The organism is Thermaerobacter sp. PB12/4term, assembly GCF_003403315.2.
In the GTDB taxonomy this organism is placed as follows: domain Bacteria; phylum Bacillota; class Sulfobacillia; order Thermaerobacterales; family Thermaerobacteraceae; genus Thermaerobacter.
Window position 1 is genome coordinate 1,447,608 of record NZ_CP048407.1, and the last position, 12,214, is coordinate 1,459,821.

At 72.7% G+C, this 12,214-nt stretch carries 14 protein-coding genes; 1 reads left to right on the forward strand and 13 read right to left on the reverse strand.

Annotation, left to right across the window (positions count from 1 at the left end):
* Positions 1-31: 31 nt before the first annotated feature.
* The 12 genes from DYI95_RS06020 to DYI95_RS06075 form a co-directional block, all read right to left on the reverse strand.
* On the reverse strand, positions 32-1,288 hold the full coding sequence (locus DYI95_RS06020; protein WP_243149649.1) for a response regulator: 1,257 nt from the start codon (positions 1,286-1,288) through the stop codon (positions 32-34).
* A gap of 296 nt (positions 1,289-1,584) precedes the next feature.
* On the reverse strand, positions 1,585-2,295 hold the full coding sequence (gene cpaB / locus DYI95_RS06025) for a Flp pilus assembly protein CpaB (protein WP_116901341.1): 711 nt from the start codon (positions 2,293-2,295) through the stop codon (positions 1,585-1,587).
* Between the two features lie 234 nt (positions 2,296-2,529).
* Positions 2,530-3,456, reverse strand: a complete 927-nt coding sequence (locus DYI95_RS06030; RefSeq protein ID WP_116901340.1) for a Tad domain-containing protein — start codon at positions 3,454-3,456, stop codon at positions 2,530-2,532.
* A 77-nt stretch (positions 3,457-3,533) separates the two neighbouring features.
* Complete coding sequence (locus DYI95_RS06035) at positions 3,534-3,980, reverse strand: TadE family protein (protein ID WP_116901339.1); 447 nt, start codon at positions 3,978-3,980, stop codon at positions 3,534-3,536.
* Positions 3,981-4,131: 151 nt separating this feature from the next.
* Positions 4,132-4,338 (reverse strand): Flp family type IVb pilin, encoded by a 207-nt coding sequence (locus tag DYI95_RS06040; protein ID WP_116901338.1) that lies wholly within the window; start codon positions 4,336-4,338, stop codon positions 4,132-4,134.
* 347 nt (positions 4,339-4,685) lie between these two features.
* The gene (locus DYI95_RS06045; RefSeq protein ID WP_006904733.1) at positions 4,686-5,342 is read right to left on the reverse strand and encodes a response regulator transcription factor; all 657 of its coding nucleotides are present in this window, start codon (positions 5,340-5,342) and stop codon (positions 4,686-4,688) included.
* Positions 5,317-6,501 carry a sensor histidine kinase gene (locus DYI95_RS06050; protein ID WP_116901337.1) on the reverse strand — a complete coding sequence of 395 codons (1,185 nt, stop codon included), beginning with the start codon at positions 6,499-6,501 and terminating at the stop codon, positions 5,317-5,319. The genes DYI95_RS06045 and DYI95_RS06050 overlap by 26 nt, the downstream gene beginning before the upstream one ends.
* A gap of 184 nt (positions 6,502-6,685) precedes the next feature.
* Positions 6,686-7,204 (reverse strand): YqeG family HAD IIIA-type phosphatase, encoded by a 519-nt coding sequence (locus DYI95_RS06055; protein ID WP_116901334.1) that lies wholly within the window; start codon positions 7,202-7,204, stop codon positions 6,686-6,688.
* 45 nt (positions 7,205-7,249) lie between these two features.
* Positions 7,250-7,993 carry an RNA polymerase sporulation sigma factor SigK gene (sigK, locus tag DYI95_RS06060; RefSeq protein ID WP_116901333.1) on the reverse strand — a complete coding sequence of 248 codons (744 nt, stop codon included), beginning with the start codon at positions 7,991-7,993 and terminating at the stop codon, positions 7,250-7,252.
* A 184-nt stretch (positions 7,994-8,177) separates the two neighbouring features.
* Entirely contained in the window at positions 8,178-9,284 is a 1,107-nt protein-coding gene (gene mltG / locus DYI95_RS06065; protein WP_116901332.1) for an endolytic transglycosylase MltG, read from the reverse strand.
* A 181-nt stretch (positions 9,285-9,465) separates the two neighbouring features.
* Positions 9,466-10,461, reverse strand: a complete 996-nt coding sequence (gene ruvX, locus DYI95_RS06070; protein ID WP_116901331.1) for a Holliday junction resolvase RuvX — start codon at positions 10,459-10,461, stop codon at positions 9,466-9,468.
* 32 nt (positions 10,462-10,493) lie between these two features.
* On the reverse strand, positions 10,494-11,189 hold the full coding sequence (locus tag DYI95_RS06075) for a rhomboid family intramembrane serine protease (RefSeq protein WP_116901330.1): 696 nt from the start codon (positions 11,187-11,189) through the stop codon (positions 10,494-10,496).
* A 168-nt stretch (positions 11,190-11,357) separates the two neighbouring features.
* Here DYI95_RS06075 and DYI95_RS06080 point away from each other — a divergent pair, with 168 nt between their 5' ends.
* A complete protein-coding gene (locus DYI95_RS06080) occupies positions 11,358-11,651 on the forward strand; it encodes a hypothetical protein (protein ID WP_116901329.1) in 294 nt (97 codons plus the stop codon).
* A 196-nt stretch (positions 11,652-11,847) separates the two neighbouring features.
* Here the strand turns inward: DYI95_RS06080 and DYI95_RS06085 are convergent, their stop codons facing one another.
* Positions 11,848-12,123, reverse strand: coding sequence for an IreB family regulatory phosphoprotein (locus tag DYI95_RS06085; protein ID WP_243149950.1), 276 nt, complete (start codon positions 12,121-12,123; stop codon positions 11,848-11,850).
* Between the last annotated feature and the right edge of the window lie 91 nt (positions 12,124-12,214).

Sequence of the window (12,214 nt, forward strand, 5' to 3'; positions counted from 1 at the left end):
ACCGGCGCCTCCGAACGTTCCACGCCCGGGACTAGAACAAACCCAGCAGCGAAAGGCGGCGCCCCGCGGGCCGGACCGGCGCGCCCAGGACCGAAGGGGCCAGCTTCTCGGCCAGGCCCTCGACGGCATCCCCTAGAGGCGAGCGGGTCCGGCGGGCGCAAAAGGGTACCCCCGCGTTGGCCGCCTGCACCGCCACCGGATCCCGGGGCAACACGTGGGCCACCGGGAAGTTGAGGCCGTGGGCCACCTCATCGGGCGTCAGACCCGAGGGTTCATGCAGGTTCAGGACGACCCGGACCTTTTCCTCGGGGTACTCCAGCTTCTGGATCAGCAGGTCGAGGCACTTGGCGGTGTTGGCTACCGCCGGAATGTCGCTGGTCGTCACCACCACCAGGAGGTCCGACATGTCGAACGCCGTCAGGTTGGAATCCCGGTAGTTGGCCGCCGTGTCCACCACGACGAAATCGTGGGTTGACCGCAGGGCTTCCAGCACCTCCGCCGTGTAGTTGCGGGCGGGATCCCGCCGGCCCTCGCCTTCGATTTCCGCCGCCTCGTGGGGAAAGAGGGGTGCGGGCAGCAGGGACAGGCGGAACCCGCTGACGGGATGCAGGGCGGGCGCCACGGCCTGCGGGTCCAGAGCACCCTCCCGGCGGCAGAGATCGGCCAGGGTGGCCCGCGGACGGATCCCCAGCAGCATGGCGGCGCTGCCCAGCTCCAGGTCCAGGTCGACCAGGACCGTGCGCCGGTCGGGCCGCTTGGCCAGGGCCACCGCCAGGTTGACCGCCAGGGTGCTCTTCCCCACGCCGCCCTTGGCGGAGAAGACGGTGATCAGCCGGCCACGGCCTCCCTGAGGGGTGACCAGGGCCGGTTCGCCGGCAGGGGGCACCGCCCGCCGCACGGCCTCCGCCAGGGCATCGGGGGAGAAGGGCTTGACCAGGAAATCGCAGGCGCCCGCCTGCATCGCCCGCCGGAAGTACTCCGGCCCGTTCTCCACGGACACCATGACGATGCGGGTATCCAGCTGCCGCAGGATCCGCTCCGCCGCCGCCAGCCCATCCAGGCGCGGCAGGTTGATGTCCATCAGGATGACGTGGGGACGCAGGTCCGCCGCCATGGCGGCCGCCGCTTCCCCGTCGGCGGCCTCCCCGACCACGTGGAAGTCGGGTTCCATCTCCAGCATCTCCACCAGGCTGCGGCGCACGGGTTCGGCGTCTTCCACCACCAGGACACGGATCCGCTCCGGCCGCGGGGCAGGTACCGGCCCGGCCCCTGCCCCGCCCCCCGGCATGGGGCCGGGCGCCTTGCCCGGCCCGGGCACCGGGTCCCTGGCGCCCCCCTCGGCCGGAACCGGTCGTTCAGGGTGGCGGCGATCCGCGGGTCCGGCCGCTCCTCTTCCGGCCTCCCGGCCGTTCGACCCAAGGCCCATCCATCCCACCATCCCGCTTTCCCTCCCCTCCCTGCGCAGGCATTGAACTCGGCCCACCCCGCCTCGCTGCCGGGCCGGCTGGACGGGCGGCGGCGCGGGGGGACCGGCGCGGCACCCCCGCTTTCCGGTCCGCCGGGCACGCCATGGTCGGGCACGCCCTAGCGGACCAGGTCGGCCAGGCGGGCCGTGACGGCTCCGGCGGGCCGGCCGTCCCCGGCGGGACGCAGCAGGAGCCGCAAGCGGCCCTCCTGCTCGGCCAGGACGATGGCGGCGGCGTGGGCCGGCGCCACGGCCAGCGTCAGGTGGGTCAGCCCGTCGCCGGCCGGTTCCCCCTCGGCGGCCGTGTCCTGCTGCACGGCCAGGACCAGCACGTTCTCCACCAGGATCCGGGCTTCCGGCTGTTCGACCCCCGGCTTCCCGCCGGGCAGGCCGATCAGCACGTCCACCCGGTCTCCAGGCTGGACGAACCCGCCCACCGCCAGGACCGGGTCGGCGGCAATGGTGAGGGCCCGGGTCCCCTCGGGCAGGCGGTAGGCCAGGCCATCGCTGCCATCGCCGCGCGCCAGCTTGCTGGTCAGGACGAACTCGCCTTCGGCCAGGGGCACCTTGGTCACCTTGCCGGCGGCCTCTTCGATCCGGCTGACGGCACCCCGGCCCACCACATCGGCCGGCACCTGGCGCACGGCCAGCATGTCGGCCTGCAGGGGGGTCTGGGCGGGAACGGGCCGGGTGGCCACCACCACGGGCACCCTCGGCTCCTCCCCCGCCTCCCCTGCCGGCACCCGGACGTAGAAGGCCACCAGGATGGTCACCGCCAGCCCGGCCAGCACGGGCAGCAGCAGGTAGCGCACCATTCGTCCACGGCTCACGATGCTCCGTCTCCTTCCCGCGGGACCGCGCCTTGCCCCCAGGCTGCGGTCCACCCCCTGTCGCCCGGCCCCGGCCCGAACCGGCAGCCGGACCGCCACCCTGCCCCGGGCCGGCGGGCCGTCCCCGCGCCCCCGCCGGCAGGACCGGACCCCCCTCGGGGGCGGGCCGGTTCGACCCCGGGACCGGCGGCGGCGCTGGGGAAGCGGGCGGCCCGCCCCGCCCGCCCACCCCGGCTAATCGACCAGGCGAACCACCCGCACCCCCGCGCCCTCCGGATCGCCCCCGGCCTCACCCTCCACCCACAGGCGGATGAAGCGGCCCACCACCTGGCCCTCGCCTTCCCGAGCCTCCTCCAGGAAGAACGCAGCAAAACCGGTCACGGTGACCCGGTCGCGGCCCGTGGCGGCGTCGAAGCCGCGAATCACAGGAACGATCACCACCCGCGGCGAGTCGGCGCGGAAGTTTTCGTAGGTGCTGTGAGGATCGGCCTCAAGGCGTTCCCGGTAGGCGGCCACCGCACCCGTATTGCGCCCGGGTTCGGTCTCGAGCTCATCGCCGGCCCGCACCCAGCCGGGGTAACCGTGGCGGATGTTGTCCCGTACCGTGTCGGCCCCGCGCCCCCCCAGCGCCAGCAGGTGAAAGTTGCCGGGGGAGCCGGGGCGGTCCAGCACCAGGGTGTACCGGTGGCCGGGCAGGAACACCTGCTCGTCCACACCGTAGGGCTGAACCCCCCGCACCGCCCGGGCGGCGGCCACCGCCGCCGTGGCGGCCGCCCGCACGGGCACGGCCTCGGGACCCAGAACCCGGGCCAGGCCCAGGGGAACCGTGGCCGCCGCCTCCACCCGCAGGGTGCGGCCGCCGGGCCCGATCTGGATCCGCGCGCCGCCGGCATCGACCCCGTTGCGGCGGAGGTACTCCTCCGCCAGGTCCCGGGCCCGGGCCGGTTCCTCCGGCAGGGCGGCGGCCCCCGCCAGGGCGGCGGCGTCGGTGGCCGCCTGCAGGCGGGCCCGCTCGGCGTACAGGCGGCCTCCGTCCACGGCCAGGCCGGCCATCCCCAGGAGGACCGCCAGGCTAATGGCCACCAGGACCGCCACGCCGCCCTGCTGGGAACGGCTCCCGTCGCCGGCCCCGGGGAAGCCCACTCGGCGGTGACATCTCATCCCCCTGCGGCCTCCCCTCGCCCCGGGATGGGGAAACCCGGTCCGGATACGGACGGGTCCCGCCCCGGCCCCCGGGGTCACTCGATGCGGACCACCACGGCCGCCTGAAGGAGGTGCTCCTCTCCCACCAGGCCGGCCAGCGGCGTGATGAACTGGAACGGGTAGCGAACCAGGACGGTCAGGGGCTCCCCCACCCTGCGCTGCGCAGGCTGCGGATCCACCTGAACCACCAGGTGACCGGCATCGAGGCCGGTGGCGGCGGCCTCCACCCGCTGGCGAATCCCCGCGTCGTCCCCGGGGTGGACGGCGCCGTAACGGGCGCCCTCCCGCGCGGCATGGCGGACGGTCAGGCCCGCATAGAAATAACGCCCGAAATCCAGAACCCCCATGAGGATCAGCAAGAGGACGGGCAACAGCACGGCCAGCTCGACCAGGGACTGGCCCTGCTGGTGGCGGTCCAGGCGACGCCCTGCTGGCCGGTGCCGATGGCCGCTTCTTTTGCAACCAGCCGCCGGGAACGGCAAGGTGATCCGAACCTCCCTGGATAGGGAGCGCGGCGGCGGGGCGCGGGCCTCAGGCCGCGGCCCCGCCGCCGCGCGGGGGGAGTCCTATGATGGGGTGGGGGGAAAACTGGGTTGCAGCTTTCTGCGTCGCGGCGCCGGTGAGACCGCTGCCTCAGTTGCCAGTGGCACCCTGAGGGTTGTTCAGCGTATCGGCCACGCCGTTGAAGATGTTGCTCAAACCGCCCTGCATGGCCACCAGCGCACCGATCAGGACCACCGCAATGAGCGCAATGATCAGCCCGTACTCCACCATGCCCTGTCCCGCCTCATCCCGCATCCGGAACTTCACGCCCTCCCACCAGGCCATGAGCCGCAGCATGGCACCGCCCTCCTTTCCTCGCCGGCGGACCACCGGGCTTCCTTGCGCCACCCGTCGTCCCGGTCACCGCGCGGCGTGTCCTGCTGATTCCAGCCTACGGGGCGGGCCAGGGGCGGCCAATGGCCTGAAGGTCGCGTTTCGGCGGTCCCCAGGTCCCAATCGGGGGCCGGGACCCGGGTCCCAGGGGGCCACCCGCGCGGGCCATGCGGGGCGGCTTCCCGGCGGTTCCCGCCGGCAGGGGCTCCGGTGGGACCCGGCCAGGCTGGCCCCAAGCAGCCGGGCGGCCGGCCCCCTCCGGGCCGGCCGCCCGCAACCCGCCGGTTCATCCCCCGTTCACCGCGCCCCGCCTAGACCTTGACCCAGCCCTCCCGGATGGCGTGGATCACCGCCTGGGTGCGGTCGGCGACGCCCAGCTTGCGGAAGATCGAGGTGATGTGGTTCTTCACCGTCTTTTCGCTGATGAAGAGCCGCTGGCCGATCTCCCGGTTCGAAACGCCCTCGGCCACCAGCTGCAGCACCTCGAACTCCCGGCGGGTCAGGGGCTCGGGGATGCCCCCGCCCAGCGGCGTCCACCGCTCCCGCCGCCGCGTACCCAGATTGAGCACCCGGGCCGACAGGGTGGGGTGGACGTAGCCCTCGCCCCGGCAACAGAGGCGCACCGCCTCCACCAGCGTGCGGGGCTCCACATCCTTCAGGACGAACCCGCTGGCCCCGGCGGCAATGGCCTCCAGCAGGTACTCCTCCTGGTCGTGGATGGTCAGCACCAGCACCTGGGTCGAGGCGGAAGCCGCCCGGATCTGCCGGGTGGCCTCGATGCCCGACATGTCGGGCAGGTTGATGTCCATCACCACCAGGTCGGGCCGCAACCGGGCGGCGTGGCGGACGGCCTCGGCCCCGTTGCGCGCCTCGCCCACCACCTCGATGTCCGGTTCCAGGTGGAGCACCTGGCGCAGGCCCTCCCGCAGGAGGGCGTGGTCGTCAGCGATCAGGACCCGGATCGGCATGGCCGTCTTCTTCCCTCCCCAGCGGGATCTCAAGGCGCACCCGCGTGCCCTGCCCCGGGCGGCTCTGGATGTCGATGCGGCCGCCCACCATGGCCACCCGCTCCTGCATGTTGGCGAGGCCAAAGCGGTCGGCACCGCGGGGCGCGGCGGGGTCGAACCCGCAGCCGTCGTCGGCCACTTCCGCCCACAGCCGCCGTGCGGCAAACTCCACCCGCATGACCACCCGGCTGGCGCCGGCATGCTTCCACACGTTGTTCAGCGCTTCCTGAAGGATGCGGTAGACCGTGATCTCCACGGCGGGGTCGAGCCGGCGGGCCGCCCCGCGGGTCACCAGCTCCACCTCGAGGCCGGTCTTGTCGACGAAGCCCGCCACATACTGCCGGAGGGCCGGGATCAGCCCCAGGTCGTCCAGGGCCATGGGCCGCAGATCGAAGATGATCTTGCGCACGTCCTGCAGGCTCTCCCGGGTCAGGGCCTTGAGGCGCTCCAGTTCCTCCCGGGCGCGGCCCACGTCCTCGTCCAGCAGCCGTTGGCAGACCTCCACCCGCAGCACCACGTTGGCCAGCATCTGGGCGGGACCGTCGTGGATGTCCCGGGCCAGCCGCCGCCGCTCCTCCTCCTGGGCCTTCAGCAGCATCAGGCCCACCTGCAGCCGCCGCTGAAGGTCCGCCGCCTGGCCCAGGAGCTGCCCCAGCTTGCCCGAGAGCAATTCCAGCGCCAGGCGGATGTGGCCCGCCAGCTCTTCTGCCCGCCGCACCGTCTCGCCCAGCCGCCGCAGCCGCCGCTCCAGCTCATCCCGGCGCTGGCGCAGCTGCGCCTCCCGTTCCTGGGCGCGTACCCATTGCTCGTGGAGCTGCATCGCCTCCTCATAGGCTTCGCGGTAGGCCTCCTCGCCGTAGCGCTGGAAATGGCGGGAGATCTCCACCAGCCGCAGCCGGGCCCGCTGCTGGCGGCGGGCCAGGTCGTCCACCTGGGCGATGAGCTCCGCCACCTGGGCCCGGACCTCGTCCAGCTCGCGAGCCGCTTCCCGGTATTCCTCCCGGGCCTGCTCGGCGATGAAGAAGACCTGTTCCCGCCCGCGCTCCACGGCCGTCAGGGTCTCCCGCAGGACCCGGTCCAGCGCCACGGGGTCGAGGGAACCCGGGACCGCCGCCTCCACCCGCACCACCGCCGGCCGGCACCGGACGCCGGCGGGCGCCGGTGCCGCGTTCTTCCCAAGTTATCGGAACAGGGGAAAAGCGATTAAGGGTGCGGGCAAGGCGAGGCCGCCGGCCGGGTGGAATCAGCGCGGATCGCCACCCCGATCCGCAAGGGGTCCTGGGCGCCCGGGCCCCTGGGTCGGCTCAGGTCCGCGGCCCGCCCGGCTGAGCCAGCCGGCGCAGGACCCATCGCTCCACCACCCGGACCAAACGGGTGCCGATGAACTCGCGGCCGGGCAGGGGCGTGACCAGCACCGTGACCATCCCCAGGCGGTTGCCGCCCAGGACGTCGGTGAAGATCTGGTCGCCGATCACCGCGGCCTGGGAAGGTTCGGCACCGATGGTCTGGAGGGCGCGGAGGAAGGCGCGCCGGCGGGGCTTGGTGGCCGAGTGGACCGCGGGGACGCCGCAGGCCCGCGCGAACCGCTGCACCCGCTGCTCCAGGTTGTTGGAGAGGATGCACACGGCAAAGCCCTGCTGCCGGGCCTCGTCCAGCCAGCGGCGCAGGGCCTCGTCGGGCAGGGGCTGATCGCGACGGGCCAGGGTGTTGTCCAGGTCGAGGATCAGGCCCCGCACCCCGCGGGCGCGCAACTCATCCCAGCGGATGGCATAGATCGAGGGGGCCACCAGATCCGGCGTCAGCAGCCGCCACAACCGCCGCACAGCAGGGGCTCCTTTCCCAGCATCCCGCCCCATTATACGGCGATTCTAGGGCTCGTCACCGTCGCCGGCGGCCTCGGGCAAGGGACCGGGTTCGTCCAGCACGTGACGGGTCAGCTTGCGCACCGCCCGCTTCTCGATGCGGGAGACGTAGGACCGGGAGATGCCCAGCACCCGCGCCACCTCCCGCTGGGTGTAGCGGCGCCTGCCGTCCAGGCCGAAGCGGAGTTCCAGCACCCGGCGTTCCCGCGGGCCCAGCTCTCTGACCGCCTCGCGGATCCTCCGGGCCAGGAGGCGGCGGCCCACCGTCTCCTCCACGGCGTCATCGTCGGCGGGCAACATGTCCATCAGGGTCACCTCGTTGCCTTCCCGGTCGACGCCGATGGGGTTCTGCAGGAACACCTCCCGGCGGTTGCGGCGGGTGGCCCGCAGGTGCATCAGGATCTCGTTCTCGATGCAGCGGGCGGCGTAGGTGGCCAGCCGCGTGCCCTTGGAGGGGTCGTAGGTGTCCACCCCCTTGATCAGGCCGACGGTGCCGATGCTGATCAGGTCCTCGGGATCTTCGCCGGTTTCGTCGAACTTCTTGGCGATGTGGGCCACCAGCCGGAGGTTGCGTTCGATCAGCACATCCCGTGCCCTCTCGTCACCACAGCGCATGCGCTCCAGGTAGTGGGCCTCTTCCTCGGGGGAAAGGGGCTGGGGGAAACTGCGGCCGGTCTGCAGGTAGCCGACCAGGTAAAGCAGGCCGCGCACCAGCGCAGCCCCCAGGAGCAGCAGCCATCCGGGTCCCATGGCAGCGCCTCCTTGTACGGGTAAGGCCCCCGGTTCCGGGTCGCGCCGGGCGGGGGCGGCGGTTGTTCCCGTTCGCTGGACGAACCGGCCGGCTGCGAGCCGCCGGCCAGCAGGCGGGGCACTGCCACGCTATGCATGCCGGGATGCCGCTGTACCTGTCCCGCGGCGGATTTGGGCGATGGCCTCAGCGGTCCGGGTTCCGGTCCTGGTCCGCCGGCGGGTCCCGCTCCTGGAGGGACTGGCGGTAGGCACGGACGTTGCGGTTGTGCTCCGCCAGGGTGCGGGCGAACTGGTGCCGCCCCGAACCGTCCGGGCGCAGGACGAAGTACAGGTAGTCCACGTTGGCCGGGTGGAGAACGGCGCGGATGGCGGCCTCCCCGGGGGCACCGATGGGGCCCGGCGGCAGGCCGGGGTAGCGGTAGGTATTGTAGGGTGAGTCGACCCGCAGGTCGGCATAGGTGAGCCGGCCGGAGGCCCGGCCCAGGGCGTACAGCACGGTGGGGTCGGCATCCAGCGTCATGTTCCGCTCCAGGCGGTTGAGGTACACACCGGCGATGACCGGCCGTTCCTCCGCCACCCGGGCCTCCCGCTCCACGATGGAGGCCAGGGTGATGACCTGGTGCACGCTGAAGCCCATCTGCCGGGCCCGGGCCTCCTCCTCCGGACCCACCACCTGCCGGAACCGGTCCAGCATGAGCCGCACCACCAGGGCCGGATCGGCACGGCCATGCTCGTCCACGGGCACCCGGTAGGTGTCGGGGAAGAGGTATCCTTCCAGGGGTTCCTTCAGGGCGTTGCGGGTGCCGGCATCCCGGGGCAGGTAGGGCCAATCCGCGGCCGCCCGGTCCAGCGCGGCGCGGAAGCCTTCCCGGGTCACCAGGCCCTCGGCCGCCAGGTGTTCTACAACCTGGGCTACCGTCCAACCTTCGGGAATGGTGAAGCGGGCGGTGAGGATGTCGCCGCGAGCCAGCTTGTCCAGGACGGCTGCGGCCGGCATGCCGGGACTCAAACGGTAGACCCCAGCCCGCAGGCGCCCGTCGTACCCTTGCAGCCGGACCAGGATGCGGAAGGCGAGAGGATCGCGGATCAATCCCTGCCGGTGGAGGAGGCTGGCGATCTCAGCGGTCGAAGCCCCCCGGGGTACCCGCACCACCGTGGTGACGGGCGATCCCGGCAGGGGCGGCTCCAGGGCGTTGACATACCGATGATAGAGCCAGCCGGCCGCCCCGGCGGCCAGCACCAGCGCCGCCGCCAGGACCGCCCCCAGGACCCGCCAGATGGTGCGCCGCACCGCTCGCCCTCCTCACCTCCCGCAAGGTTCGTGACAGGCGCCGGGCCTCCTGCCGGGGCGCCGCGGCAGGAGGCCCCCTGGCGCCGCCGCCGCTGCCGCACCTCCCCGGTGAGCGGGGAGCGGCAAGGCCCCGCGGGCTACCCGCGGGGCCGGCACCCGGTCGCCCCGCCGTGGGGCGTGGTCAACGCCGCCGCCCGGAAGAGCCGCCTCCGTCCTCGTCGTCGCCGTCCTCATCCTCGCCCGGCTCCTCGTCGTCCTCCTCGTCCAGGCCGTCCAGCTCCTCCAGGTCGTCCAGATCCTCGTCGTCAAGGGCGTCGTCGTCGTCCAGGTCCTGCTCGTCCCAGTCCTCTTCCTCCCACTCGTCCTCGTCGGGACCGAGGATCTCGTCGGCGTAGGCTTCGTCTTCTTCCTCGGCCACCATGTCTTCCCAGGCTTCGGCGACGGCGTCCCACTCCTCGTCGTCCTCGATCTCGACCAGGACCGGCGTGCCGTCATCCTCGTGGAGCAGGCGGAAGATGAAGGCCTCCTCCTCGTCGTCAGGGTCGGCAACGATGGCATACTTGCGGTCGTTCATTTCCACCAGGTCGATGACGACGAACTGCTGCTCCTCGCCGTTCTCGTCCCGGAAGGTGACGATCCGGCGTTCCTCCGGCAGGTCCATCACTGCCCCACCACCTTCCTCCACAGGCTGCTGGCTGAGACATTCACCGCCGCTGGGCCGTTGCCTGCGTGCCCCGCGGGGAGATTCGCCACCGGTTGCCCGTTGCCTGCGCTGCGCTTCGAGAAAGGCCTGCAGGATCACCGTAGCCGCCATGCGGTCGATGATCGCCTTGCGCCGGCGCCGGGAGAGGTCGGCGTCGATCAGCACCCGCTCCGCCTGGACGGTGGACAGCCGCTCGTCCCATAGGGTTACCCGGGGAACGCCGGCCGCCTGCAACCCGGCGGCGAACTCCTCGGCCGCCTCCGCCTCCGGGCCGCGCCGGCCGTCCAGCCGCCGGGGCCAGCCCACCACGATGCCTTCGGCGCCGTGTTGCCGGGCCAGTTCGACCACCCTGGCGATGTCCCGGTCATCACCCTGCCGGGGCAAGCTTGCCAGCGGACGCGCCAGGATCCCCTCGGGGTCACTGATGGCCACACCGATGACGCGGCTGCCCAGATCGAGCCCCAACCAGCGCATGGCCGTTCACCCGCTTGCGGCCGGCCGGCCCCTCACAGCCAGCGCGGCTCCCGCCGGCGGGGCGCCAGGAGAAGCCAGCCGGCAGCCCCAGCCACAAAGCCCGCCACGTGGGCCCACCAGGCCACCAGGGTCACATTGGGGGCGCCCAGGGCGGCCAGCCCGTTCAGGACCTGGAGCCCGAACCAGACCAGCAGAAAGACCCAGGCGGGCACTTCCGCTACCGTAATGAAGATGAAGAGAAAAATCAAGGTGACGATGCGCGAGCGCGGGAAGGCGAGGAAATACGCCCCCAGGACGCCGGCCACCGCGCCGCTGGCACCGATGGTGGGGATGGTGGAATCGGGGTTGGCCGCCACGTGGGCGTAGTTCCCCAGGAGCCCCGCAAGCAGGTAGAACAAGAGATAGCGGCCCCGGCCCAGCCGGTCTTCCACGTTGTCGCCGAAAACCCAGAGGAACAGCATGTTGCCCAGCAAGTGGACCAGGCTGCCATGGAGGAACATGGCGGTGACAAGGGACAGGTAAGGCTCCAGGCCGACCTGGGGCAACAGGGCCAGGGGCGGGATGCGGGCGGGAACGACCCCAAACCTCTCCGCCAGGAGGCCGATCCCCGCCTCCGGCGTGGGGCCGGTGGTCCATTCCACGTAAAACACATAGACATTGAGGGCGATCAGCAGTACGGTGATCCACGGGAAGCGCCGCGAGCGAATGGTGTCGCGTAACGGGATCATGGCTTGCTCCTTCCTGCCGGTCCGCGCGGAACTGGGGCGGCGGTACGAACCGACCCGGGAGAGCACTTGTCACCGCAACGGTACGAACCCCTTTGACGGGAACGCCCGATGCCGACCCGCGTCCGATCCTTGCGCCGGATGCTTTCCGGGCAAAGCGAGGTGAACCCCGTGACCCAGCCGATGGTTCCCGCGCCCCGCCCCCGCCCACCCCGGCTGCGGCGCAGGCGACGGCCGGGCCGGCCGGTGCGGCGCTACTACGGGGGCCCCGGCACGTATGGGGCGCCCATCCCCCCGGAGCCTCGCCCTGGAGCCGGCTGGTGGGAGCGATTCAAAGCCGAGCTGGCCTACGTGGCCAGCCTCAAGACCCTGTGGCTGGCGGTGGCCCTGGGCGGCCTGGTGGCGGGGTTCCTCCTGGGGACCTGGTTCGGTCACCAGCTGGCTGCCGCCGCCCACCTGCGCTGACCCCCGGGCGCCGGACCCCCGATCCTGGGCCGCCCGCTCCCGGCCCACCCGCCGGCGGCCCGGCACGGAACCGGCCAACTCCCGAGGCGGGGCGGGGTGCGCTTCCCGCCCGCTCAGCCCCTTGCGTTGCCGGAAGCCGCGCCCCTGGGCCCCCACGGCTCCCGGCCGCGCCTTCCCCGGCGCGGGGAGCCCGCCCTCAGGCCTCGCGCCGGGCCGCCCGGGCCCGCAGGCCCGCCACGTAGGTGCGGACCAGTTCCGCCAGCAGCTGATCCCGTTCGATGCGCGCCACCAGCGCCCGGGCACCCCGGTGGCTGGTGATGTACGCCGGGTCGCCCGAGAGCAGGTAACCGGCCAGCTGCCGCACGGGATCGTAGCCGCGTTCCTCCAGCGCCTCGTAGACGGCGGCCAGGATGGCCGCCGGGTCGGCCGGCCGGCCGGAGCCGGATGCGGCCAGGGGCAAGCCCCCGTACATGGTGGGCTGGCCGTCCGTCACCGGCCGGGCCGGTTCCGCTCCTTGGTGCACACCTTTCGCCTCCGCTCCTGGCTTCTACCTCCGGCTGCGC

What these genes read in the sequence shown, in the direction of transcription:
- DYI95_RS06040 (WP_116901338.1), bottom strand. Translation starts at nt 4,338, where the DNA reads ATGCTGCGGCTCATGGCCTGGTGGGAGGGCGTGAAGTTCCGGATGCGG.
- DYI95_RS06075 (WP_116901330.1), bottom strand. Translation starts at nt 11,189, where the DNA reads ATGATCCCGTTACGCGACACCATTCGCTCGCGGCGCTTCCCGTGGATC.
- DYI95_RS06030 (WP_116901340.1), bottom strand. Translation starts at nt 3,456, where the DNA reads ATGAGATGTCACCGCCGAGTGGGCTTCCCCGGGGCCGGCGACGGGAGC.
- ruvX (WP_116901331.1), bottom strand. Translation starts at nt 10,461, where the DNA reads ATGCGCTGGTTGGGGCTCGATCTGGGCAGCCGCGTCATCGGTGTGGCC.
- DYI95_RS06045 (WP_006904733.1), bottom strand. Translation starts at nt 5,342, where the DNA reads ATGCCGATCCGGGTCCTGATCGCTGACGACCACGCCCTCCTGCGGGAG.
- sigK (WP_116901333.1), bottom strand. Translation starts at nt 7,993, where the DNA reads ATGGGACCCGGATGGCTGCTGCTCCTGGGGGCTGCGCTGGTGCGCGGC.
- DYI95_RS06085 (WP_243149950.1), bottom strand. Translation starts at nt 12,123, where the DNA reads ATGTACGGGGGCTTGCCCCTGGCCGCATCCGGCTCCGGCCGGCCGGCC.
- DYI95_RS06020 (WP_243149649.1), bottom strand. Translation starts at nt 1,288, where the DNA reads ATGCCGGGGGGCGGGGCAGGGGCCGGGCCGGTACCTGCCCCGCGGCCG.